17 protein-coding genes are annotated in these 25,364 nt (G+C 66.9%); 12 read left to right on the forward strand and 5 right to left on the reverse strand.

Annotated elements, in window-relative coordinates:
* Positions 1–42 precede the first annotated feature (42 nt).
* The 10 genes from ilvD (at position 43) to AC07NC_RS09510 (ending at position 11,480) form a co-directional block, all read left to right on the forward strand.
* Positions 43–1,782, forward strand: coding sequence for a dihydroxy-acid dehydratase (gene ilvD, locus AC07NC_RS09465; protein WP_372705235.1), 1,740 nt, complete (start codon positions 43–45; stop codon positions 1,780–1,782).
* Positions 1,783–1,788: 6 nt separating this feature from the next.
* Positions 1,789–2,802, forward strand: coding sequence for a ketol-acid reductoisomerase (gene ilvC, locus AC07NC_RS09470; RefSeq protein ID WP_183196084.1), 1,014 nt, complete (start codon positions 1,789–1,791; stop codon positions 2,800–2,802).
* Between the two features lie 19 nt (positions 2,803–2,821).
* On the forward strand, positions 2,822–4,534 hold the full coding sequence (ilvG, locus tag AC07NC_RS09475; protein WP_494569383.1) for an acetolactate synthase 2 catalytic subunit: 1,713 nt from the start codon (positions 2,822–2,824) through the stop codon (positions 4,532–4,534).
* Position 4,535: 1 nt separating this feature from the next.
* Entirely contained in the window at positions 4,536–4,787 is a 252-nt protein-coding gene (locus AC07NC_RS09480) for an ACT domain-containing protein (protein ID WP_008261070.1), read from the forward strand.
* Positions 4,787–6,034, forward strand: coding sequence for a 2-isopropylmalate synthase (locus AC07NC_RS09485; protein WP_494569384.1), 1,248 nt, complete (start codon positions 4,787–4,789; stop codon positions 6,032–6,034). The genes AC07NC_RS09480 and AC07NC_RS09485 overlap by 1 nt, the downstream gene beginning before the upstream one ends.
* Positions 6,027–7,439, forward strand: a complete 1,413-nt coding sequence (leuC, locus tag AC07NC_RS09490) for a 3-isopropylmalate dehydratase large subunit (RefSeq protein ID WP_494569385.1) — start codon at positions 6,027–6,029, stop codon at positions 7,437–7,439. Before AC07NC_RS09485 ends, leuC begins: the two co-directional genes overlap by 8 nt.
* Positions 7,432–8,016 carry a 3-isopropylmalate dehydratase small subunit gene (leuD, locus tag AC07NC_RS09495; RefSeq protein WP_494569386.1) on the forward strand — a complete coding sequence of 195 codons (585 nt, stop codon included), beginning with the start codon at positions 7,432–7,434 and terminating at the stop codon, positions 8,014–8,016. Before leuC ends, leuD begins: the two co-directional genes overlap by 8 nt.
* Positions 8,016–9,122 (forward strand): 3-isopropylmalate dehydrogenase, encoded by a 1,107-nt coding sequence (leuB, locus tag AC07NC_RS09500; RefSeq protein ID WP_154725848.1) that lies wholly within the window; start codon positions 8,016–8,018, stop codon positions 9,120–9,122. Before leuD ends, leuB begins: the two co-directional genes overlap by 1 nt.
* 215 nt (positions 9,123–9,337) lie before the next feature.
* Complete coding sequence (locus AC07NC_RS09505) at positions 9,338–10,687, forward strand: ammonium transporter (protein ID WP_292148622.1); 1,350 nt, start codon at positions 9,338–9,340, stop codon at positions 10,685–10,687.
* Between the two features lie 97 nt (positions 10,688–10,784).
* A complete protein-coding gene (locus AC07NC_RS09510) occupies positions 10,785–11,480 on the forward strand; it encodes a TorF family putative porin (protein WP_494569387.1) in 696 nt (231 codons plus the stop codon).
* A 55-nt stretch (positions 11,481–11,535) separates the two neighbouring features.
* Here AC07NC_RS09510 and AC07NC_RS09515 read toward each other — a convergent pair whose 3' ends face one another.
* The 3 genes from AC07NC_RS09515 to AC07NC_RS09525 all read right to left on the reverse strand — a co-directional run bounded on the left by AC07NC_RS09515 (position 11,536) and on the right by AC07NC_RS09525 (position 17,683).
* Entirely contained in the window at positions 11,536–13,905 is a 2,370-nt protein-coding gene (locus AC07NC_RS09515) for a glucan 1,4-alpha-glucosidase (RefSeq protein ID WP_494569388.1), read from the reverse strand.
* A 9-nt stretch (positions 13,906–13,914) separates the two neighbouring features.
* Complete coding sequence (locus AC07NC_RS09520) at positions 13,915–15,450, reverse strand: MFS transporter (RefSeq protein WP_494569389.1); 1,536 nt, start codon at positions 15,448–15,450, stop codon at positions 13,915–13,917.
* Between the two features lie 166 nt (positions 15,451–15,616).
* On the reverse strand, positions 15,617–17,683 hold the full coding sequence (locus AC07NC_RS09525; RefSeq protein ID WP_494569390.1) for a glycoside hydrolase family 97 protein: 2,067 nt from the start codon (positions 17,681–17,683) through the stop codon (positions 15,617–15,619).
* Positions 17,684–17,747: 64 nt separating this feature from the next.
* Between AC07NC_RS09525 and AC07NC_RS09530 the strand changes: the two genes are divergently transcribed.
* The gene (locus AC07NC_RS09530) at positions 17,748–18,800 is read left to right on the forward strand and encodes a LacI family DNA-binding transcriptional regulator (protein WP_232216275.1); all 1,053 of its coding nucleotides are present in this window, start codon (positions 17,748–17,750) and stop codon (positions 18,798–18,800) included.
* A 5-nt stretch (positions 18,801–18,805) separates the two neighbouring features.
* Here AC07NC_RS09530 and AC07NC_RS09535 read toward each other — a convergent pair whose 3' ends face one another.
* Both AC07NC_RS09535 and AC07NC_RS09540 read right to left on the reverse strand, forming a co-directional pair.
* Positions 18,806–20,446: an alpha-amylase family glycosyl hydrolase gene (locus AC07NC_RS09535; protein WP_494569391.1), complete on the reverse strand. Its 1,641-nt coding sequence runs from the start codon at positions 20,444–20,446 to the stop codon at positions 18,806–18,808.
* Complete coding sequence (locus tag AC07NC_RS09540) at positions 20,443–22,263, reverse strand: alpha-amylase family glycosyl hydrolase (protein ID WP_494569392.1); 1,821 nt, start codon at positions 22,261–22,263, stop codon at positions 20,443–20,445. The genes AC07NC_RS09535 and AC07NC_RS09540 overlap by 4 nt, the downstream gene beginning before the upstream one ends.
* A 285-nt stretch (positions 22,264–22,548) precedes the next feature.
* On the opposite strand from AC07NC_RS09540, the gene AC07NC_RS09545 reads away from it, so the two are divergent.
* Positions 22,549–25,350 (forward strand): TonB-dependent receptor, encoded by a 2,802-nt coding sequence (locus tag AC07NC_RS09545; RefSeq protein ID WP_494569393.1) that lies wholly within the window; start codon positions 22,549–22,551, stop codon positions 25,348–25,350.
* Positions 25,351–25,364: the final 14 nt, after the last annotated feature.

Genomic DNA, 25,364 nt, shown 5'->3' on the forward strand with positions numbered 1-25,364 from the left:
GCGGGGTTTTTCGTGCTTGGCGGTTCAAAAAGAACCGGACCGATGACGCAAGATTCTACCTCAGAACCCAACAAGCCCAATGCGCGCAGCGCGGCGGTGACGCATGGCCCGAACCGGGCCGCCGCCCGCTCGTATCTGCGCGCCGCCGGCATGCAGGACGCCGACTTCGACAAGCCGATGATCGGCATCGTCAACACCTGGTCGACGGTCACGCCGTGCAACATGCACCTGGACCGCTTGGCCAAGGATGTGCGCGCCGGCATCGTCGCAGCGGGCGGCTATCCGGTCGATTTCAACACCATCGTCGTCACCGACGGCATCTCGATGGGCACGGCGGGCATGAAGGCCTCGCTGATCAGCCGCGAGGTCGTCGCCGACTCCATCGAACTGGCCATCGAGGGCCATCAGCTGGACGGCGTGGTCTGCATCGTCGGCTGCGACAAGACGATTCCGGCGGCGGCCATGGCCCTGGCCCGGATGGATATCCCCGGCCTGGTCTATTACGGCGGCACGATCATGCCCGGCGTGATCGGGGCCAGGGAGGTCTCGGTCCAGGAGGTGTTCGAGGCCATCGGCGCCCATTCGGCCGGGACGCTGGACGACGCGGGGCTGAAGGCGGTCGAGAGCGCAGTCTGCCCCGGCGCCGGCGCCTGCGGCGGCCAGTTCACGGCCAACACAATGGCCATGGCCCTGTCGGTCATGGGCATCTCGCCCATGGGCGCCAATGACGTGCCGGCGGTCGATCCGGGCAAGGCGGCCCAGGGCGAGCGCTGCGGTCGCCTGATCGTCGAGCGGGTGTTCGCCGGCGACACCGCCCGCAAATACATCACCCGCGCCAGTCTGAAGAACGCCGCCGTCGCCGTTTCCGCCTCGGGCGGTTCGACCAACGCCGTCATGCACCTGACGGCCATCGCGGCGGAGGCCGGGGTCGATTTCGGCGTCGAGGACTGCCACCAGGCCTGTGTCGAGGCGCCGGTCATCTGCGACCTGAAGCCGGGCGGCCGCTTCCTGGCCTCGCACCTGTTCGCCGCCGGCGGCACCCGTCTGGTCACGCAGCGTATGGCCGAGGCCGGCAAGATCGTGAACACCCCCACCGTCAGCGGCCGCAGCCTGTTCGCCGAAGCCGCAGAGGCCGAGGAGACCCCCGGCCAGGTGGTGGTGACGACCTTCGACGCGCCGGTCATGGAGCGCGGCAGCTTCGCCGTCATCTATGGCGACGTCGCCCCGGAAGGCGCGGTCATCAAGCTGACGGGCCACAAGGTCGACAGATTCGAAGGTCCGGCCTGCGTCTTCGACAGCGAGGAAGACGCCTTCCACGCCGTTCAGGACGGCTCGGTCGGCGAGGGCGACGTCATCATCATCCGCTACGAAGGGCCCAAGGGCGGCCCGGGCATGCGCGAGATGCTGCAGGTCACCGCCGCCTTGAAGGGGCGCAAGATCGACAATGTCGCCCTGCTGACCGATGGCCGCTTCTCAGGCGCCAGCTACGGCTTCGTCGCCGGCCACATCTCGCCGGAAGCCGCCGTCGGCGGCCCGATCGCTCTCATTCGCGATGGTGACCGCATCACCATCGACGTCACCAACCGCCGCATCGACGTCGACGTCGATCTGGCGACGCGCCGGGCGGGCTTTACGCCCCACGTGGTCCGTCCGGCGCGAGGTGTCTTCGCCAAATACCGCGCCTCGGTCGCCTCGGCGGCCCAGGGCGCGGTCACCATTCCCAACCCGCCGCCGGCTCAAGTTCCGGCGTCTCACAAATCCGCTGCTGCTCAGGACGCCTGATCCACCATGGCCATCACCATCTACACCAACGAAGACATCAAGCCGGGCGCCATCGCCGGCCAGCGCATCGCCATCATCGGCTATGGCTCGCAGGGGCGCGCCCATGCGCAGAACCTGAAGGACAGCGGCCATGACGTCGTCGCCGGCGTCCGTCACGGCGGCACGGGCTGGAAACACGCCACCGAGGACGGCGTCCCGACCGCCGAGCCGGCCGAGGCCGTCAAGGGCGCCGACATCATCGCCATCCTGACCCCCGACATGGTCCAGGGCGACGTCTATCGCGACATCATCGAACCGAACGCCAAGGAAGGCTCGGCCCTGCTGTTCGCCCACGGCTTCTCGATCATCTACGAGCGCATCACCCCGCGCCCCGACATGGACGTCATCCTGGTTGCGCCCAAGGGACCGGGCGATCTGGTCCGTCGCGAGTTCCAGCGCGGCCGCGGCGTGCCTTCGCTGTTCGCCATCGAGAAGGACGTCACCGGCAAAGCCCGCGACCGGGCCATGGGCTATGCAAAGGGCAACGGCGGCGCGACCGGCGGTCTGCTGGAGACCACCTTCCGCGAAGAGACCGAGACCGATCTGTTCGGCGAACAGGCCGTCCTGTGCGGCGGCGCCAAGGAACTGGTCATGCAAGGGTTCAACACCCTGGTCGAGGCCGGCTACCAGCCCGAGATCGCCTATTTCGAATGCCTGCACGAGCTGAAGCTGATCGTGGACCTGTTCTACGAAGGCGGCATCTCGAAGATGCACCACTTCATCTCGGAAACCGCCAAGTACGGCGCGGTCGCCAGCGGCCCGCGCGTCGTCAATGAAGAGACCAAGGCCCGCATGAAGACCATCCTGGACGAGATCCAGGACGGCACCTTTGCGCGCAACTGGATCGCCGAGAACGAGGCCGGCAAGCCGCAGTACGAAGCCTGGCTGAAGGCGGACCGCGAAAGCCAGATCGAACAGGTCGGCGCCCGTCTGCGCGAGCGCATGGCCTGGCTGAACACCCCCAAGTCCGAAGCGGCCTGAGCCGTAAGCGATAGACCGGATGACCCTGATGACCGCCGCCGCCTTCAAATCCTCAGCCGAGGCCGTCCCCCAATCGGGGGCGCGCCTGCTGGTCTCCACCCTGGAGCGGCTGGGCGTGGAGGTGGTGTTCGGTTATCCGGGCGGCGCCATCATGCCGGTCTATGACGCCCTGGCCGGATCCAAGCTGAAACACATCCTGGTCCGCCACGAGCAGGGCGCGGCCTTCGCCGCCGACGCCTATGCGAGGAAGAGCGGCAAGGTCGGGGTGTGCATGGCCACCTCCGGCCCGGGCGCCACCAATCTGATCACCGGCATCGCCAATGCGATGATGGATTCGGTGCCGATGGTCTGCATCACCGGCAATGTCGCCCAGGGCCTGATGGGTACTGACGCCTTCCAGGAGATCGACATCCTGGGCGTCACCCTGCCGATCGTGAAACACTCGATCCTGGTCCGCGACGCGGCCGAGGTGCCGGCCGCCATCGAGGAGGCCTTCCACATCGCCGCCTCGGGCCGCCCCGGTCCGGTCCTGGTCGATCTGCCCAAGGACGTGCAGTTCGCCACGACCAGCGACGATTACGGCTTCCATATTCCCAACGAGACGCCGCGCATCGATCACGACGCCATCGCCGCCGCCGAGGCCGCGATCCGGGCCGCGAAGAAGCCGCTGGTCTATATCGGCGGCGGGGTGAAGATCGGCCGCGCGACCGAGGCCCTGCGCGCCTTCGTCGCCGCGACCGGCATCCCCCAGGTCTCGACCCTGAACGCCCTGGGCACCATCCCGACCGATGCGCCGGGCATGCTGGGCATGCTGGGCATGCACGGCGCCCGCGCCGCCAATCATGCGGTGCAGGACAGCGACCTGCTGATCGTCGTCGGCGCCCGGTTCGACGACCGCGCCACGGGCAAGCTGGCCGAGTTCGCGCCCAACGCCCGGATCGTCCATTTCGACATCGACGCCTCGGAAGTCGGTAAGCTGCGGGCGGCCAATGTCGCCGTCGTCGGCGAGCTGAAGGACGGGGTCGAGGCCCTGACGGCGCGCATGGCCGGCGGCCCGGCCCTGGACATCCAGCCGTGGGCCGTTGAATGCGCCCAGGCCGCCGCGACCCACGCCTATCGCTATGACGCGCCGGGCGAGGGGGTCTATGCCCCCGCCCTGCTGAAGGAAGTGTCGGAAGCGGCCGGCGATGACTTCGTCGCCGCCTGCGACGTGGGTCAGCACCAGATGTGGGCGGCCATGCACTGCCGCTTCTCGCGGCCCGAAGCCCACATCACCTCGGGCGGCCTGGGCGCCATGGGCTTCGGCCTGCCCGCCGGCATCGGCGCCAAGCTCGCCGATCCGTCGGCTACGGTCGTCACCATCGCCGGCGACGGCGGCTTCATGATGAACATCCAGGAGCTGGCGACGCTGAAGCGTTACGGCATCCCGCTGAAGATCGTGCTGATCGACAATTCCTCGCTGGGCCTGGTGCGCCAGTGGCAGGAGCTGTTCTTCGCCGAGAACTATTCCGAGATCGACCTGTCCGACAATCCGGACTTCGTGAAGGTGGCCGAGGCCTTTGGCATCGAGGCCTTCCGTATCGATCGCCGCGATCAGGTGTCGGACGGCATCCAGCGCCTGCTGGCCGCCGAAGGCCCCTGCCTGGCCCATGTGGTCATCGATCCCCGAGACAATGTCTGGCCGCTGGTTCCGCCAGGCAAGAGCAACGCCGAAATGATGGAGGGCTCCTGAGATGAGCGACACGATCCACATCCAGATCGACCGTGCGGACGGTTCGCTTCAGCGTCTCATCGGCCTTGTGGAGCGCCGCGGCTTCCACATCGACGGCATGAACATGGCCGACGAGGGAGCCTTCCGCCGCATCTCCCTGACCGTGCGCGGCCGTGACGCCGGGCGTTGCATGGAGAATCTGGGCCGCCAGATCGACCGCCTGTTCGGCGTGCGCCGCATCGGCAACGACATTATTCAATCCGAGGCCGCGTAATGACCGCCGAGAAAGTACGAGTATCCGGCGTATCCCGAACTGAGGAGATCGCCGCCGACCCCAACCGCGTCATCGTCTTCGACACGACGATGCGGGACGGGGAACAGGCCCCCGGCTTCTCCATGAGCGCCCAAGCCAAGGTGAAGATGGCCCAGGTCCTGAAGGACCTGGGCGTCGACGTTATCGAGGCCGGCTTTGCCGCCGCCTCGCCCGGCGACGAAGACTGCATCCGCCGGGTCGCCGGCGAGGTCGAGGGGCCGATCTTCTGCTCCCTGTCGCGCGCCAACGAAAAGGACATCGACGCCACCTTCCGCGCGCTGCAGCCGGCGCCCAAGTCGCATCGCCGCTGCCACACCTTCATCGGCACCAGCCCGATCCACCGCACCGCCAAGCTGAAGATGTCGACCAACGAGGTGCTGTCGACGGCCGTGCGCTCGGTCGAATACGCCGCCAGCCTGTTCGACGACGTTGAGTTTTCGGCCGAAGACGCCTTCCGCACCGAGCCCGAGTTCCTGGCCGATGTGCTGGAGGCCGCCGCCGACGCCGGCGCCCGGACGCTGAACGTGCCCGACACAGTCGGCTATGCGACCCCGGAAGAAGTGCGTGAGACCTTCCGCGCCCTGGCCGCGCGGATCCACAAGCGCCATCCGCATGTGATCTTCTCGGCCCACTGCCACGACGACCTGGGCATGGCGGTCGCCAACTCCCTGGCCGCCGTCGAGGGCGGTGCGCGTCAGGTCGAGGGCGCGATCAACGGCATCGGCGAACGGGCCGGCAACGCCTCGATCGAAGAGGTCGTCATGGCCCTGAAGGTCCGCGAGGACCGTTACGGCGTCACGACCGGCTCCGACAGCCGCCATCTGGTGCGCGCCTCCAAGATCCTGTGCGAGATCACCGAGACGGTCATCGCCCGCAACAAGTCGGTGGTCGGCATCAACGCCTTCGCCCACGAGGCGGGCATCCACCAGCACGGCATGCTGGCCGACAGCCGCACCTATGAGATCATGCGGCCCCAGGACGTGGGCTTCGAGGGCAGCTGGTTCGTGCTGGGCAAGCATTCGGGCCGTCACGCCATCGCCAAACGCGCCGAGACCATCGGCCGTCCCATTGAGGGCGAGCGTCTGGTCGCGGTGGTCGCCGGCTTCAAGCAGCGCGCCGACCAGATCGGCGAGATCAACGACGCGGAGCTGATCGCCATCATCGACGCCGTGGACGGCGTGTCGGAGACGGTGGCCCAGTATGCCTGATCCAAAAACCCTGTTCGACAAGGTCTGGGACGCCCACGTCGTGCGGAACGAGACGGTCGACACGCCCGGGGTTCTGTATATTGACCTGCACCTGGTCCACGAGGTCACCAGTCCGCAGGCCTTCAGCGAGATTGAGGCGCGCGGCCTGAAGGTGCGCCGTCCTGATCGGACCTACGCCACCCTGGACCATTCGACCCCGACCCTGCCGGCGGGACTGAACGGGCTGAAACCCTATGTCACCGCCCAGGCCGAGGCCCAGGTGCATCGGCTGGAGAAGAACTGCGCCGCTCATGGGGTGCCGCTGGCGGGCTGGGGCTCCGAAGACCGGGGCGTGGTCCATGTCATGGGGCCGGAGCTGGGCCTGACCCAGCCGGGCATGACCGTGGTCTGCGGCGACAGCCATACCGCCACACACGGCGCCTTCGGGGCTTTGGCCTTCGGCATCGGCACGTCCGAAGTCGGCCATGTGCTGGCGACCCAGTGCCTGTTGCAGCGCAAGGCCAAGGCCATGCGGGTGACGGTGACCGGCCAACTGCAGCCCGGCGTCTCGGGCAAGGATGTCGCCCTGGCCGTCATCGCCGCCATCGGATTCGGCGGCGGCACCGGATATGTCATTGAATACGCTGGCGAGGCGGTACGGTCGCTGGACATGGAAGGGCGTATGACCCTGTGCAACATGTCCATCGAGGCCGGCGCCCGCGCGGGCATGATCGCCCCGGACCAGACCACCATCGACTGGCTGCGCGGCCGCAAACACGTTCCCGCCGACTATGAGGCCGCGACGGCCGAATGGCTGAAACTGTCCAGCGATCCGGGCGCGGTCTTTGACAAGGAAGTCGTCATCGACGGCGCCGCCATTCGCCCGATGGCGACCTGGGGCACGACGCCGGACGCCGGCGCGCCGATCGGCACGCCCGTGCCCCAGCCCCAGTCGGACAGCGACCGCAAGGCCATCGCCTATATGGGCTTCACCGCCGGCGAGGCGACGACCAGCCAGCCGGTGGACGTGGTCTTCATCGGCTCCTGCACCAACGGCCGTCTGCCCGACCTGCGCGCCGCCGCCGAGGTGCTGCGCGGGCGCAAGGTCAAGCCCGGTCTGCGGATGCTGGTGGTGCCGGGTTCCGAGGCCGTGCGGCGCGACGCCGAGGCGGAGGGCCTGCACGAGGTCTTCATCGCCGCCGGCGCCGAATGGCGGATTCCCGGCTGTTCGATGTGTATCGCCATGAACGGTGATTTCGTCGCGCCCGGCCAGTTGGCGGTCTCGACCTCCAACCGCAATTTCGAAGGCCGCCAGGGCAAGGACGCCCGTACCATCCTGGCCAGTCCAGCGACGGCGGCGGCGACGGCTGTGGCCGGGGTGCTGACCGATCCCCGCGTCTATCTGAATGAGGTGGAGCATGTCTGAGCCCTTTCAGGTCCTGACCTCCCGCACGGTGACGCTCAGCCAGGCCAATATCGACACCGACCAGATCATCCCCGCGCGCTTCCTGACGACGACGTCGCGCGAGGGGCTGGGCAAGGCGGCCTTTTATGACTGGCGCTATGAGACGGACGGATCGGAGAAGCCCGAGGCCATCCTGAACCGGATCGATCCGGCCGAACATCGCATCCTGCTCGCGGGCAAGAATTTCGCCTGCGGCTCGTCGCGCGAACACGCCCCCTGGGCCCTGTACGACTATGGCTTCCGGGCGGTGATCTCGACCGAGATCGCTGACATTTTTACATCTAACGCGTTGAAAAACGGCCTGCTGCCCATCGTCGTAAGCCAGGACGTCTGGGACGATCTGGCGTCGCAACCGGACCAACCGGTCACGATCGACCTTCAGGCCAACCAGATCCGGCGCGGCAATGCTCAGCCCGTGTCGTTTACGGTCGAATCCTTCGCGCGCGAATGCCTGCTGAACGGGGTGGACACCCTGGGCTGGCTGCAATCAAACCTGCCTGAGATCGAAGCCTATGAGCGTTCGAGAGAGACCGTCTGATGCCCCACACCGCCCCCAAGACCTATAATATCGTCCTGCTGCCCGGCGACGGCGTCGGGCCGGAGGTGACGCGCGCCGCGCGCGACGTCCTGGCGGTGATCGGCGACTTCTATGGCCACAGCTTCAACTTCTCCGAACATCTGATCGGCGGCGCCGCCATCGACGAGACGGGCGAGCCCCTGCCAGAGGCGACCCGCGCCGCCTGCGTCGCCGCCGACGCGGTCCTGCTGGGCGCCGTCGGCGGTCCCAAATGGGACGGCGGCAAGCGCCGGCCCGAGGAAGGCCTGTTGGCGATCCGCAAGGCCATGGGCCTGTTCGCCAATCTGCGGCCGCTGCAGGTCTCGCCAGTGATGGCGCACCGTTCGCCGCTGAAGAAGGAGATCGTCGAGGGCGTCGATCTGATCGTCTTCCGCGAACTGACCGGCGGCGTCTATTTCGGCGAGAAGACCCGCACCGCCGACCGCGCCACCGACCTGTGCGAATATACGGTGCCGGAGATCGAGCGCGTCACCCGCGCCGCCTTCCAGACCGCTCGCCAGCGGCGCGGCAAGGTGACCTCGGTCGACAAGGCCAATGTCATGGAGACCAGCCGCCTGTGGCGCGAGGTGGTGACCCGCATCCACGCCGAGGAATTCCCCGAGATCGCGCTGGAGCACGCCCTGGTCGATTCCATGGCCATGCACCTGATCCGCAAGCCGCGCGAATACGACGTCATCCTGACCGAGAACATGTTCGGCGACATCCTGTCGGACGAGATCTCGGTGCTGGGCGGTTCGATCGGCCTGTTGCCGTCGGCCTCGCTGGGGACCGAAGGGCCGGGCCTGTTCGAGCCGATCCACGGCTCGGCGCCGGATATCGCCGGACAGGACCTGGCCAACCCGGTCGGAACCATCCTGTCGGCGGCCCTTCTACTGCGCCACAGCCTGAAGCTGGAGGACGAGGCCGATTCCATCGAGGCCGCCGTCGCCGCGGTTCTGGCGGCCGGCGCCGTCACCGCCGACCTGGGCGGCGCCCTGGGCACGCGCGCGGCGACCGAGGCCGTGATCGACGCCATCCGCGCCATCCACTGGGCGGCGGCGCATCGGGTGCAGATGCACTGGGCCTGACCTGATCGGGCTGCGAAATTCGTACCGCGAACATCGTTACCGAAAACACGATTTTGATATTTTAGCCCCGCATGACGCATCGATCATGCGGGGCTTAACTTTTGTTCAATGACCGTTGCAAGAAAGTTGCACCGTTTACGGTCAAGCCCCTTGCGTAAGACGCGATTGCAGTAAAACCTTCGCATCTGCGAGATTGCTAAGGGGGATTTTTGCTCATGTCGCGTGTCTGGAATCGACTTCCGGGAGCCGTCGCGCTCCTGTGTCTGACCATTGGTCTCTTCTATGCGGGCGGGGCCTTCGCCCAGACGCCCGAGGCGGCGCCGGCCCTGCTGGCGCACCAGTCGGTGCTGGAACTGGACGGCGCCGGCACGGCCTGGCTGGGCACCTCGACCGCTCTGGTCCTGTTGATGACCCTGCCGGGTCTGGCCCTGTTCTACGGCGGCATGGTGCGCCGCAAGAACGTCATCGCCACCATCACCCAGTCGGTCGGCGTCTTCGCCGTCGTCTCGCTGGTCTGGTTCATCGCCGGCTACAGCATCGCCTTCGGCGCCAACCCTGACGCCGCGCTTCAGCCCTATGTGGGCGGCCTGGACATGCTGTTCCTGAACGGCGTGACCCTGGGCACGGCGAACACCCTGCTGACCGGCATTCCCGAATATCTGTTCATCGCCTTCCAGATGACCTTCGCCATCATCACCCCGGCCCTGGTCACCGGCGCCTTCGCCGAACGGATGAAATATTCGGGTCTGCTGCTGTTCACGGCCCTGTGGTCGCTGCTGGTCTATTCTCCCATCTGCCACTGGGTCTGGGGCGGCGGCTTCCTGGGCGCCGCCGGCGTGCTGGACTTCGCGGGCGGCGCGGTCGTTCACGTCAACTCGGGCGTCGCCGGTCTGGTCTGCGCGATCTTCCTGGGCCGTCGTAAGGGCTATGGCGCCGAGCCGATCATCGCCCACAACCCGGTGCTGACCATGATCGGCGCCTCGCTGCTGCTGGTCGGCTGGATCGGCTTCAACGCCGGCTCGGCGGGCGCGGCGAACGAACTGATGGGCGTCGCCCTGCTGAACACCGTCCTGGCCGCCGCCGCCGCCGCCCTGACCTGGAAGATCATCGAACTGATCGAGAAGAAGAAGGTCTCGCTGATCGGCATGCTGTCGGGCGTGGTCGCCGGTCTGGTGGCCATCACCCCGGCCGCCGGTTTCGTCGATCCCAAGGGCGCAGTCATCATCGGCCTGATCGCCGGACCGGTCTGCTACATCTCCTCGGTCTGGATCAAGAAACTGCTGCGCTACGACGACTCCCTGGACGCCTTCGGCATCCATGGCGCCGGCGGTCTGATCGGCGCCCTGCTGACCGGCGTGTTCGCGACCACCGCGATCAACAGCCTGTCGGAAGGCGCTACTGTCGGCGCCCAGGCCTTGGGCCTGGCTTGGACCATCGCCTACAGCGCGGTCGGCACCTTCGTCATCCTCATCATCTGCAAGTTCACCACGGGCCTGCGCGTGAGCGAGGCGGAAGAAGCCGCCGGTCTGGACACCTCGCTGCATGGCGAGAGTCTGGACCACTGACTAACGCTCTCGGGCGCGGCCCGCCGGCCGCGTCCGAGGTCTCCGGCATTCGTGTCGGTTCTTGAAACCAAATCTATAAAAACAAGGGGATAGCGTAATGAATGTCAGGTTTTTGAGTTCGGTCGCGGCCGTAGCCGTGTCTTTGGGTCTGATCGGCGTGGCCGCTCCCGCCTCGGCCCAGGCCGACACTGCGGTCGATGTCGCGTTCAACGTCGGCGTCTTCAGCGACTATGTTTACCGCGGGTACAGCCAGACCAATGAGGATCCTGCCATCCAGGGCGGCATGGACCTGACGGCAGGCAATTTCTATGCGGGCGTCTGGGCCTCGAATGTAGACTTCGGCGACGACACCGATGCTGAAGTCGATTTCTACGCCGGCTACCGTACCGAGGTGCAGGGCTTCGCTGTCGATGGCGGCGTGATCGCCTACAGCTATGTGAACGCCCCCAGCTTCACCGACTATAACTACACCGAGTTCAAGCTCGCCGCATCGCGGGCGGTCGGCCCGGCCACGGTTGGCGCGGCGGTCTTCTACTCGCCCAGCTATCTCAACGAACAGACGCTGTACTATGAGATCAACGGCAGCTTCTCGCCGATGAACAAGCTGACCCTGTCCGGCGCGGTCGGCCTGCAGACTTACGAAGACAGCGACGAGTACACGACCTGGAACCTCGGTGCGACCTACGCCCTGACGGACAATCTGGGAGTCGATGTCCGCTATCATGACACCGACGTGGACAACGTTCAGAACGCCGAGGATCGCGTTGTCGCCAGTCTTAAAGTGATGTTCTGATCCTTCGGAACTGAACTGAGGAGGCCCCGGAGAGTGATCTCCGGGGCCTTTTTCTTTAGCGGGCGTAGCGGCTTTCGACCGGATCGTACTGGTCCCAGACCTTGCCGTCGGCCAGCGACCGCAGCAGCTTCAGATATTCGGCGTGGGTCCAGGCCAGGGGGGTGGCGGAATCCGTGTTCTGACCCAGGGCGTAGTCGTGGGCCGTGGGGTCGCCGACCCCGTCCCACACCTGTTCGGCCAGCATCAGGCCGTCGTTGGCGAACCGCTCCATGCCGCGCACATAGGTCTGGCGGATGGCGGCCATTTCGGCTGCGGAGGGGGCGCCGTTCAGGCTGACGCGGGCCAGTTCATAATGGCCGCGCTCGCCCGTGAAGAAGGGCCAGACCCGACCGCGCTGACCCGGGCTCATCTGGCCGCCCACGCCGTAGTTGGCTCCGGTCAGGTGATCCTCGCCGTAACCGTCGACGCCGTAGCGGCGCCAGCCCGGCGTCCTGTCGCCCTCGGGGCCGAAGTCGTAGCGGACGCGGTACAGGTCATTCAGGCCCTGGTCGTCATAGACCGGCAGGGTGGAGACGATATGCGGATCGTCGGCCTTGCGCACCCCGTAGCGCACCAGTTCCAGGAAGCCGCCGTCCACGACCCGATCCTCGGCCGGGGCGATCTGACCGTTGGCGGCGCCGATCGGGGCCTTGTCGTTCGGGTTCTCGTTCTGGGTGATGCGGATATAGTAGCGGCCGTTCCCGAAGTCGCCGTTGGTGGTGAACATCCGCTCTTCGATCTTGGACGCATAGCTGTCGGCGGCGGACTGGTAGCGGGTCGCGCCCGCCGCGTCGCCCGAGGCGCGGGCCATTTCGGCGGCGACCGTCAGGCCGGCGACCACGGCGGCGGTGCTGGACGGGGAATAGCCCTGCTGCTCTTCCCAGCGTTCCTGCTGGGTGAAGGGCGGCTTGATCTCGGCCTCGTTCCACAACAGGCCGACCTTGCCGCCGTCGACCAGGAAGTCGGCCGCCGGCTTCAGCATGGACCGATAGTGGTCGGCCATTTCCGCATCGGACAGCCAGCCCATCTTCCACAGGCGGTAGCCGAGCATGATCGGCATGGCCGTCTGGTCCAGTTGAACCGCGACCCACTCCAGTTCGCCATCGACGTGGGTCTTCTGCAGGAACCAGCCGCCGACGCCGGTGTTGCCAGGCGTGTTCGCGCCCACCTGCACCTGCGGCAGATAGTTGAAGGCCGCCAGCGGCGTCTCCTTGTCGCCCAGGGCCGCCAAGGCCATGGCCACCTGATAGAAGTCGCGCGGCCAGACCGCCTTGTAGCCGGTCGAGGATTTCGACGCGTCCACCGTGTCGCCCCACGGGTTGGAAAGCGACGCGATCAGGGCGCCCGCATGGGTGCGGTCCTCCTGCACCTTCAGCATCAGGGCCGACGCATAGGCCAGCTTGCCCCCGTCGGTCGCCTGTTCGGCGATGCGTGGCAGTTCGGTCAGCGAGGCGACATAGTCCTCCCAACCGGCGCGCTCGCCCTCGCCGTTGAAGCGGGCCAGCACCTCGTCCAGGCCGGTCGCGAAGGCGCCGTCCGCCGCCGCTTCGGCCGCCGCCTCGCTGTCGCCGAAGCCGATGACGAAGTCGCGGCTGAGGCTCTGGCCCATGCGCAGGGTCGGCAGGGCGCCGGTCATCATCGTGTTGCCGGCGGTCTCGCCGGTCGAGGCGTAGGTCCAGTCCAGCTTGCCGTCCTTCAGATCGGTCAGGCCGTCGGAGGCGCCGACGAAGCCAACGCTGGCGGCGGCGAAGGCATCGCTGGGCTTCAGCAACAGGTGCGTGTCGCCTTCCCAGGCGTGGAAGCCCTGGGCCGTGACGGCGCCGCGATCCTCGACGCCGGTGTTGGCGATGTGCGGTTCCAGCAGCAGATAGGGCGTGGCCTCGCCGCTCAGGGCGGTGATCTGAACCCGCAGCACCAGGGCGTTGCGGTCGGGGTCGGTGAAGATGCGCTTCTCGATCTCGAAACGGCCGGCCTTGTCGCGGGTCGTGACCTTGTAGGCGGGGGACAGCGGGCGCCCCTCGGCGTCCACGTGCAGGTATTCGGTCTTGGCCGTGGTGTCGTCGCCTTCCAGCGCCAGACCATCCGGTGTGACGACGGCGAAGCGTAGGGCCTTGATCTGGGCCTCGTGGATCAGGCCGTACATGGTCTCGGTCAGGACGCCGTCGGCGATCGAGAACCAGACCTTGGACACCGCCCCGGTCGGGCCGCCGTCCCGATACTGGCCGCCGACATAGGCTTCATAGGACGCGCCGGCGCCGGTCTTGGCGGCGCTGGACCAGGTCGGCAGATCGCCCGGCGCACCGGGTGCGACCGACTGTGCGGACGCGGCTGAGGCGACGGCGAAACCGGCGGCGCCGGCCAGGCAAAGGGTTTTGAACTTACGCATGGAGAAGCCTCACGGGTTGGGCGTGGGGGAGGGGGAATGTTCGCGCACCAGCAGGGCGCTGATCGCCGCCAGCACGAAGGAGACCGCGCCCAGCACCAGGGCCCAGATGGCCTGGCCGTCGAACAGGGTCTTCAGGATCAGGCCCAGGACGGTGGCGGCCAGCAGCTGCGGCACGACGATGAAGATGTTGAAGACGCCCATATAGACGCCCATCTTCCGGTCCGGCACCGCCGCCGACAGGATGGCGTAGGGCATGGAGACGATCGAGGCCCAGGCGAAGCCGACGCCGATCATCGGCAGCCACAGCAGGCCCGGATCGCGGATGACGAAGACCCCGAACAGGCCCGCCGCGCCCAGCAGCAGCATCAGGGCGTGGGTCGCCTTGCGGCCGATGCGCCTGGCCAGGACCGGCAGGGTGAAGGCCGCCAGGGCCGCCACGCCATTATAGACCCCGAACAACACCCCGACCCAGTCCGCTCCGACGGCATAGGCGGCCGAGGTGGTGTCGGTCGTGCCGTAGTGAACGCTGGTCACGGCGGCGGTGGTGTAGATCCACAGGGAGAACAGGGCGAACCAGCTGAAGAACTGGACCACCGCCAGACCCCGCATCGTCTCGGGCATGCGGAAGATGTCGTTCAGGATCTCGGTCGCCGCGTTGACGATGCGGCGGCGCTGCATCATCCCGACCGCGATCTGCAGCAACCCAAAACCGGCGAAGAAGCCGGCCAGAACCAGCAGCTCCTTCTCCAGGTCCAGCGCGCCGATCAGCACGAAACCCAGGCCCCCCAGCACGGCGCAGACCAGGCCCGACGTCATCCAACCCTGAACACTGCGCGCCGGCGCCTCGGGCCCGTCGTCAGCCGACGCGCCCAGGGCCGCCTGTTTGGCGCGTTCGAAGGCGGCGATCTGTTCGGGGCTGTATTCCTTGGTGCTCAGCACGGTCCACAGCACGGCCGAGAACAGGCCGGCGGCCCCGACATAGAAGGCGATCTTGACCGACAGGGGCACGACGCCCGCCTCGGCCGTCGAGACCACGCCGAACACGTTCGATAACAGCCAAGGTAGGACCGAGGCGAAGACGGCCCCGGCGCCGATGAAGAAGCTCTGCATCGCATAGCCGGCGGTGCGCTGCTCCTCCGGCAGATTGTCGCCGACGAAGGCGCGGAACGGCTCCATGGTGATATTGATCGAGGCGTCCATGATCCAAAGCATGGCCGCGGCGAACCACAGGCCAGGGCTGTTGGGCATGGCGATCAGGGCCAGGGTGGTGGCGATGGCGCCGACCAGGAAATAGGGACGGCGACGCCCGAACCGGGTCCAGGTCCGGTCGCTGAAATGGCCGATGATCGGCTGGACCAGGAGGCCGGTCAGCGGCGCGGCGATCCACAGGATGGCCAGGCTGTCGACCTCGGCGCCCAGGGTCTGGAAGATCCGACTGGTGTTGGCGTTCTGCAGGCCGAAGCCGATCTGGATGCCGAAGAAGCCGACGCACATGTTCCAGATCGCCAGGCCGGACAGGCGCGGACGGTGGGCGAGGATTGTCATGACCTTCCCCCGCTTGCGGGGGAAGTGTCAGGCCGTGGCGCGAAGCGACACGCCTGACGATGGGGGAAGTGTCCTCTTTCATCAGAAGACTTCCCTCTCCGACCCTGGATCGCTTCGCGATCGACGGGCCACCTCTCCCGCAAGCGGGAGAGGGTCTGAATGCCGCTCATCGACGACGGCTCCGGCCCAGCGGCACGAAGCGGATCGCCTGCCCGCCGCCGGGCGCGAGCGCCAGGGTCAGGACGTCGGCCGACGTCACCTCGCGCTGCTCGATGACGACGTCCTCGCGCTTGCCGCGATAATCGGCGTCCGGGCCGTCGCGGTAGATCTCGGCCCGGTAGCGCCGCCCGTCGTCCAGGAAGTCGAGGTGCGCGGTCAGGACGCGCGGATGCTCGTCGGTGATGGCGCCCAGGGCCCAGACGTCCGACGCCCGGTCCTTGCGCGCAATGGCGACGTAGTCGCCGATCTCTGCCGCCAGCACGCGGGTCTCGGCCCAGTCGCAGGGCACGTCCTTGATGAACTGGAACGGCGCCGGATTGGCCTCGTAGTTGATCAGCAGGTCGGCCGCCATCTGGATCGGGCTGTAGATGACGACATAGAGGGCCAGCTGTTTGGCCCAGGTCGTCTGCACCCCGCCGGGGCTGCGTGTCTCCATGCCGAAGATGCCGGGGGTATAGTCCATCGGTCCGGCCAGCAGGCGGGTGAAGACCAGGTTCGGCTCATGCTCGGGCGGATTGCCCGGATTGCCCCAGGCCGAATATTCCATGCCGCGCTGGCCTTCGCGGCTGATGATGTTCGGATAGGTGCGGCGCAGGCCGGTGTCCTTGAACGGCTCGTGGGCGTTGATCGCCACTTTGTGACGCGCGCCCGCCTCGACGACCTTCATATGGTGCTGAGCCATCGCCTGGCTCTCGTGCCAGGCCATCACCATCTGGCCGTTGGGTCCGGCGACGCGCGCGCCTTGCGCGTCCGCCACATAGCCCGTCTTCACCGAATGGACGCCGAGGCGTTCATACAGGGCCATCGCCGGTTCGAGCTGCTGCTCATAGTGGAAGGCGTTGCCGCCCGTCTCGTGGTGGCCGATCAGTTGCACGCCCTTGGACCGGGCGTGGGCGCAGACCGCCTCGATGTCGAAATCGGGATAGGCCTCGGTGAAGCTGAAGTCCGAACCATTGGCGAACCACTGGCCGTCCCAGCCCTTGTTCCAACCCTCGACCAGAACCCCGCCGAAGCCGTGCTTGGCCGCGAAGTCGATGTGCTTGATCGCGTTCTCGGTGGTGGCGCCGTGCTTGGGACCGGAGTTCCAGCTCTTCAGCTCCAGGTGCATCTCCCACCAGACGCCGACGTATTTCATCGGCTTGAACCACGACACGTCGCCCAGTTTGTTGGGCTCGTTCAGGTTCAGGATCAGGCTGGATTCGATCAGGCCGGCGGCGGTGTCCGACACCTGCAACGTCCGCCACGGCGTATGGAACGGCGCCTGACGCACCACGGCGGCGTTGGTCAGGCCGGGCGTCAGCTGGGCGCGGAACATCGTGCCTTCCGACCGGCGCAGGTTCATCCCGGCGTAGTCGATGCAGGCCGCCTCGTGGATCGAGACGTGCAGGCCCGATTGACCCTTTACCGTCATCGGGGTCTGGGCGCTGCCGACCGCGTCGATGGGGGTGCGGCTGTAGAGGTATTCCTCGCGGTTCCATTCCCAGGCCGGGCACCACAGGGCCTCGCCGTTTTCGGCCAGGTTGAACTCGGTGATCTCCGAACCGATGCGGACCGTCTTCAGCGCGGCCTGGTCCGGGAATTCGTAGCGGAAGCCCAGGCCGTCGTCATACAGGCGGAACACCACGTCGACGCGGCGTTGCAGGCCGGCGGTCTCGGCGTAGCTGACGCGCCATTCGTTGTAATGGTTGCGGATGAAGCGGCGCTCGCCCCACGGCTGCTCCCAGGTCTCGTCCACCGTCACGGGCTGACCCGCGGTGATCGCCAAGCCGCGCTCCAGCGCCGGGGCGTCGGTCAGCAGGAAGCCCAACTTCGACGGGGCGACGACCATCCGGCCCTGACGCAGGACCGCGTACATCGGCCGGCCGTCGTTGTCGGTGAAGGCCTCGACGGTCAGGACGCCGCCGGGCGAGCTGGCGCGGGCGTGGGTCGGCGTGGTCTGGGCGCGAACGCCGGTGGCGCCGAAGGCCAGAATCGAGGCGCCGCCGAGGGCCAGGAAGGATCTGCGCTGCATCATGTGAACTCCGTTACGCCGCCTCTTGCCAACCGCTGCGAACGGTGGCTGAAATGTTTGCAGAAAAATTTGCAGTCAGAACAGGCTGTGCTGGGGACCCGCGACCTTGAGCCGCAAGACCACTCGACTTGAAGACATCGCGCGCCTGGCCGGCGTGTCGGTCGCCACCACCTCCCGGGCGCTGAACGATAGCCCCGCCGTCAATGACCGCACCAAACAACTGATCTGGAAGCTGGCGAAGGAGCACGACTATCCGTTCCGCCGCTACATGCCCGCCGGCCCGATCGGGGCCCAGGGTACGATCGCCCTGGTGACGCCGCGACCCCAGGGACGGGAAGGCCGGATCTCCGACCCCTTCTTTCTGGAGCTGCTGGCCGGGGTGGGCGAGGCGGCGCGCGAACGCGGCTGCGACCTGCTGATGAGCCATATTTCGCCCGCCACCTATGACGAGCTGGCGGCTGCGATGAACACCAGCCGCGCCGACGGGGTGATCTTCCTGGGCCAGTCCAGCCTGCACGGCGCCTTCAACCGGCTGGCGGCGGGCGACCATAGGTTCGTGGTCTGGGGCGCCGACCTGCCGGAACAGGACTATTGCTCCATCGGCTCCGACAACTTCTCGGGCGGTCGCCGGGCGACCGCGCATCTGGCGCGGCTGGGGCGCACGCGGATCGTGTTCCTGGGCGACCTCGATCCGCCGGAGGCTATGCAGCGGCACCGGGGCTATCTGGAGGCGCTGGAGACGGCGGGCTTGTCGGTGGACGCCGAACTGATCGTGCCCGCCCATTTCGAGGTCGAGTCCGCCGAGGCGGCCGTGGACGCCCTGGTTCGCCGGGGCGTGCGGTTCGACGGCGTGGTGGCGGCCTCCGACCAGATCGCCCTGGGCGCCGTGCGCGCGCTGGAGCATGCCGGGCTGACGGTGCCGGGCGACGTCTCGGTGATCGGTTTCGACAATGTGCCCTTCAGCCGCTACTCGCGCCCGGCCCTGTCCACCATCGCCCAGGACACGATGAAGGCCGGCCGGCTGATGGTGTCCAAACTGCTGGACCACGGGGGCGCGACCGCCGGTCGGTCGGAACGCGTTCCCACCGATCTGATCGTGCGCGAGACCTGTGGCGGCTGACCGGCTCATGCCAGTCTGAAGACCAGGCCGGCGAGCGGGGGCAGGGTGGAGCCGTCGGCCTCGGTCCAGTTGATCGCCTCGATCCGCGTCGCGTCGACGGGCGGGCGCCATTCGACCGGATCGCGGCCCAGGTTGAAGACGCACAAAAGCCGCTCTCCACTCCCGCCGCGCTCCTGTCGTTCGAACACCAGCAGGTGCGAAGTCTCGATCGGCGCCATCCCGCCGTAGCGCAAGGCCGGATGCTGATGACGCAGCCGGATCATCCGGCGGGCGACATGCAGGGTCGAGGCCGGATCGGCCTCCTGCGCATCCACCGCCAGCGGCAGATGGCGCGCATCGACCGGCAGCCAGGGTTCGACGGTGGAGAAGCCGGCGTTGGCTTGGTCCGCATGCCAGGGCATGGGGGTGCGGGCGCCGTCGCGGCCCAGGGTCTCGGGCCAGTTGGCGATGGCCTCGGGATCGACCAGCCGCTCGAACGGCACCTCGGCCTGGGGCAGGCCCAGTTCCTCGCCCTGATAGACGAAGACGTTCCCGCGCAGGCAGACCAGAAGCAGCAGGGCCATCTCGGCGAAGGCCTTGCGGTCCCGGCCCTGGGCCCAGCGCGACACGGCGCGCGGCGCGTCATGGTTCGAGAAGGTCCAGGACGGCCAGCCTTCGCCCTGCCGATCCGGCCACATGGTCTCGCCCTGGGCGACCAGTTCGCTCTTCAGCGTGTCGGCGTAGAGATACAGGAAGCCATAGGCCGAGTGCAGGCGGTCGGTCCCGGCGGTGTATTCCTTCATCTCGCGGTCGGCGTGGTCGCCGCCCACTTCGGCGACGGTGAACCGGCCCTCGTAGCTGTCGGTCAGGGCGCGGATTCGGTTCAGGAAGCCGATGATCTCCGGCTGGCTCTGGTTGTTGATCTTGTCCTGGAAGTCGAACGGCCGGGTGCGTTTCTTGCCGTCGTTGATCGGCGGATTGTCGGTCAGCTTCAGATCGTGGATGGAGAAGTTGATGGCGTCCAGCCGGAAGCCGTCCACCCCCCGATCCAGCCAGAAGCGCGCGGCCTCGATCAGGGCGTCCTGAACCGCCGGATTGCGCACGTTCAGCTGCGGCTGGGAGGCCAGGAAGTTGTGCATGTAATACTGGCCGCGCCGGGCGTTCCAGGTCCAGGCCGGCCCCCCGAACACCGACTGCCAGTTCGACGGCGGCGATCCGTCCGGCTTGGCGTCGGCCCAGACGTACCAGTCGGCGTGCGGGCCGGAGCGCGACGCGCGGCTGTCCAGGAACCAGGGGTGTTCGTCGGAGGTGTGCGAGAAGACCTGGTCGATCACCACCTTCAGACCCAACGCGTGGGCCCGCGCCACCAGGGCGTCGAAATCGGCCAGGGTTCCGAAGATCGGATCGACGTCGCAATAGTCGGCGACGTCATAGCCGAAGTCCTTCATCGGCGAGGTGAAGAAGGGCGACAGCCAGATCCCGTCCACGCCCAGCGAGGCGACATGGTCCAGATGCTGGGTGATCCCCTTCAGGTCGCCCACCCCGTCGTCGTTCGCATCGGCGAAACTGCGCGGATAGATCTGGTACAGCACCGCACCCCGCCACCATTCAGTGTGGGCGGTCGCCGGTCGGGCGGCGGTCGCGAGATCGAGGGTGTGGGCGTTCACTGGGGCGTGCTCTTGCAGATCAGATAGTCGAGAGGGGCGATGCGGACGGCGTAGCTGGCCGGGGCCGAAGCCTCGGCCGCGCAGTCGCCGCGAACAGCTTGCCACCGCCGCGAGCCGGGCTCCACCTCGACCTGGGCCGTGACTTCGGCGGTCGATGTGTTGAACAGGACGAGGGTTTCGCCGCCGGCCTCGTCAATGCGGGACATGGCGAACAGGCCCGGCGTGTCGCCGGCGACGCGGACGACCTGACGGCCGTGGCGCAGGGCCGGTTCGGCGGCGCGGATCCGGGCCATCTCGGCGATGGCCGTATAGAGGGGCGCTTCGGTCGAATAGGCCGGCTGGCGACCGCCGATGGGCCGCTCCGCCGCATAGACGGCCGTCTGGCTGGCGAACATGTCCTGGCGTGAGTTTCCGTAACCGCCGGCGCCGGCGAAGCCCTGCTCGTCGCCGTAATAGAGGGTCGGCACGCCGCGGCTGAACATCATCAGGGCGTGGGCCAGTTTCACCCGCGCCAGGATCTCGGCGTCGTCGGCGGTCGGGTTGGCCTGTTTCACGAAAAAGCCGACCCGGCCCATGTCGTGGTTGCCCAGGAAGGTCGGCAGGATGGCGGCCGTCTCCGCCCCCTTGGCGTAGATGGCGTCGGCGGCGAACAACTTGGCCAGGGCGTCGGTCCCCGACTTGCCCGAGGCGACGTCGACCGCGGTCTTCTGGAACGGGAAATCCAGCACGGCCGGATAGGCGTCCACCCGCGTGAACCGCGCCGTGACCGCCGGGTCAGGGTCATAGACCTCGCCGAAGATGTGGAAGTTCGGGATGCCCTTGGCCCGCGCCCGCTCCAGCATGGCGGGGATGAAGGCCTGCCAGAACTCGGGGTTCACGTGGCGGGCGGTGTCGATGCGGTAGCCGTCGATCCCGTACTTGTCGATCCAGCCGCCGAAGATGTCGATCATGCCCTGGACCACGACCGGATCCTCGGTCAGCAGGTCGTCCAGACCGGCGAAATCCCCGTCCAGCGAGCTTTCGCCGGCGAAGGTGCTGTCGCCCCGGTTATGATAGTGGATCGGGTCGTTCAGCCAGGCCGGAACCTTGGCCGTCTCCTCGCCCGCCGGGACATAGGGGCTGTAGGCGTAGTCGGGCCGGGTCAGGCGCGAGAAGTCCCGCCCGTCGAAGCCCTCGTTGATCGCCGCCCCGTCCAGCCCGCCGCGGCGGGTGTAGGGATAGTCGGCCCGGCTGCGGTATTCGCAGGGCCGGTCGGGGCATTCGCGATAGCGGATCACGTCGGCCGTGTGATTGGCGACGATGTCCAGATAGACCTTCATGCCCCGCGCATGGGCCGCATCGACCAGGGCGCGCATCGCCGCCTCGTCGCCGAAATGCGGATCGACGGCCGTGAAGTCGGTGATCCAGTAACCGTGATGCGCCGCGCCCGTGTAGTTCCCGTGGGTCTGGACCGGCTTGTTCTTGAAGACGGGCGCCAGCCACACGGCGGTGGCGCCCAGGCCCTGGATATAGTCCAGCCGCTGGGTCACGCCGGCCAGATCGCCGCCGTGATAGAAGTCGGTGTCGGACGGGTCGAAGCCGCTCTTCAGCCGCTCGGGCGCATAGCCGCCGTGGTCGTTCGAGGGATCGCCGTTGGCGAACCGGTCGGGCAGCAGGAAATAGATGACCTCGTCCTGGGGCGGGCGCTGGCGCAGGGCGGTCAGGACGTCCGGCGCGGCCGACTGGGCCTGGACGGGCAGGGGGGGAGTCGAGGCGAACAGCGCCGCCGCCGCGATTATGGCGCGCGCCGGGGTCTTCCATTGTCGGGCGAGGATCATCCTGTCGTTCTCCCTGTCCAGAAAGTGCAAAGCCTTCCAGATCGATTTGCAAGATTTTGCAGTCCGGGCGGCCCCTGTCAACGCGGATTAGAATGCTGCATTGCAGCAAGTAATCGGCATGACTCTCCCGAAACGCTAAGGTTCACGGGCTGTTTGCGGTGGTTCGGGTGCGGCGAAAATGCGCCCCTCGCATTAACTGCTTGCAAGAATGCCAGATGTTTGCATATTTTTGCGAAGGCTTCGGCTGCGACATTCAGAATCGCGGCAGCCCCAGGGAGGATGACAATGTCTCAACGTCTTAATCGGCGCGTGCGCCTGCTGTCGGGCGCCGCATTCGGCGCCGCCGCGCTCGTGGCCGTCAGCAGCGCCCAGGCGCAAACCGCCGCGGCGACGACCCAGGCCGACGAACAGCCTGCGGAAGTCGGCGAAATCGTCGTCACCGGCATTCGTCGCTCGATCGAGGCTTCGATCTCGGCCAAGGCCAACAACACCTCTATCGTGGAAGTCATTTCGGCCGAGGACATCGGCAAGCTGCCGGACGTCTCTATCGCCGAATCCCTGGCCCGCTTGCCGGGCGTGACCATGCAGCGCCTCGACGGCCGCAGCCAGCAGATCTCCATCCGCGGCCTCGGCCCGGACTTCACCACCGCCCTGCTGAACGGCCGCGAACTTGTCACCACCGGCGACAACCGCGGCGTCGAGTTCGACCAGTTCCCCTCGGAACTGCTGGGCAGCGTCGTGGTCTACAAGACCCCGGATGCGGCCCTGATCGGCCAGGGCCTGGCCGGCACCGTCGACCTGCGCACCGTCCGGCCCCTGGCCTATGGCCGTCAGGCCATCGCGGTGAACTATCGCCACGAATGGAACGACATCGGCGCCCTGAACTCGGGCACGACCGACAGCGGCGACCGCTACACCGTCTCTTATATCGACCAGTTCATGGACGGCACCCTGGGCGTCGCCCTGGGCTACGCCCACATGAGCTCGCCCTATCAGTCCGAGCGGTTCAACGCCTGGGGCTATCCGAACTATTCCGACGGCAATCTGCTGACCGGCGGCGTCAAACCCTATGTCATGTCGTCGGAGCTGGAGCGCGACGGCTATATGGGCGTGCTGGAATGGCGTCCGAACGACCGCATCCACTCGACGATCGACGCCTTCTATTCCGAGTTCAAGAACACCCAGGTCCTGCGCGGCATCGAGTTCCCGCTGGCTTGGGGCGGTTCGTCCGGGGATTGCACAGTGAACGTGCCGTCGTCGCTCTGCCGTCCGGCGCCCTCGCTGCGAGCCGGCTACACGGTCGAAGACGGCATGATCGTCGCCGGCACCTGGGACAACATCAAGGGCGTCGTCCGCAACGACCTGAACAAGCGCGACAGCAATATCACCGCCCTGGGCTGGAACACCGAGTTCGTCGCCAACGACGACTGGACCCTGGCTCTCGACGTCAACTATTCGAAGGTCGAGCGGAACGACATCATCCTCGAGACCAACGCTGGCACGGGCCGCAACATCAACGGCGCCCTCGACACCCTGGGCTTCGAACTGACCGACGACGGGGTGACCCGTTTCACCAGCCAGCTCGACTACGCTGACGCCAGCCTGATCCGCATCACTTCGGCCCAGGGCTGGGGCTCTGACGTCATCGCGGGTGGCCAGGTCGGCTATATGAACACCCCGTCCATCGAGGATGAGATCAAGGCCGTTCGCCTGACGGCCAACCGCACTCTGCACCAGAGCCCGTTCAAGTCCATCGACTTCGGCTTCAACTATTCGGAGCGCAACAAGACCTTCGTCAACGACCAGTATTACATCGGCGTCCCGGGCGGCGGGGACCTGTTCGTGCCGTCGGAATATCTGCTGGCGCCGACCGACCTGGGCTACCTCGGCATCTCACAGGTGCTCAGCTACGACGCGCTGGGCGTGGTCAACAGCGGCCTGCTCGACCTGGTTCGCAACCCCAATGCCGACGTCGCCGCCGGCAACTGGGAAGTGACGGAAAAGGTCTCGACCGCCTATGTCCGCGCCAACATTGACCACTATCTGTTTGGCTTGCCTCTGACCGGCAATGTCGGAATGCAGTTCGTCTACACCGATCAGATGTCCGATGGGTTCTCGGCCCGCCAAGTCTCACCCGGCGTGTCGGAAACGCTCGCCGTCAGCGGCGGAGTCGACTATCTGGAAATCTTGCCAAGCTCGAACTTCATCCTTGAGGTCGGCGACGACATGTTCGCCCGCTTCGCTGCCTCGCGCACCTTGGCGCGGCCGCGGATGGACGACATGCGCGCCTCGCGGAACTACAGCTACAACACCAGCCTTGCCCAATCGACGGACATCAATCGTTCGCCGTGGGGCGGCGGCGGCGGCAATCCCGAGCTCCGGCCCTATATCGCCGATGTCGCCGACGTCTCGTTCGAGAAGTACTTCGCCAACCGCAAGGGTTATGTCTCGGTGGCGGCCTTCTACAAGTATCTCGAATCCTATGTTTACAACCACAACCAGATATTCGACTTCACCGGCTATCCGATCGGCGTGATCTCGCCGACCAACCCGGAGCCGGCCTTGCGTCAAGGGCTGGTCGGGGCGCCGGACAATGGCGATGGCGGCTGGATCAAGGGGCTCGAATTCTCAGTGTCGGCGCCGTTCGACATCTTCCATCCGATGCTGGAAGGCTTCGGCGGCGTCTTCAGCGCCTCGACCACCGACAGCGAGGTTCAGCCGGATCCGACCCAGCCTCCGACCGCCCTTCCCGGTCTGTCGGAAACCGTCGTCAACGGCACGCTCTACTATGAGCGTTACGGTTTCCAGGCGCGCGTCTCGGGTCGTTACCGTTCGGACTTCCTGGGCGAGGTCGCCGGCTTCGGCAACGGCCGCACCCTGCGCTCGGTCGCGGCGGAAACCGTCGTGGACGCCCAGGTCGGCTACGAGTTCCTGTCGGGTCCGCTGGAAGGCCTGTCCATCCTGGCCCAGGTCAACAACCTGACCGACGAGCCGTTCAAGACCTTCGAGAACGGCGATGAGCGCCGGACCATCGATTATCAGAGCTACGGCCGGACCTTCGCGGTGGGCATGAACTACCGCTTCTGATTTCTCCCCTGAGC

The organism is Brevundimonas sp. GW821-FHT10A07 (assembly GCF_059415785.1).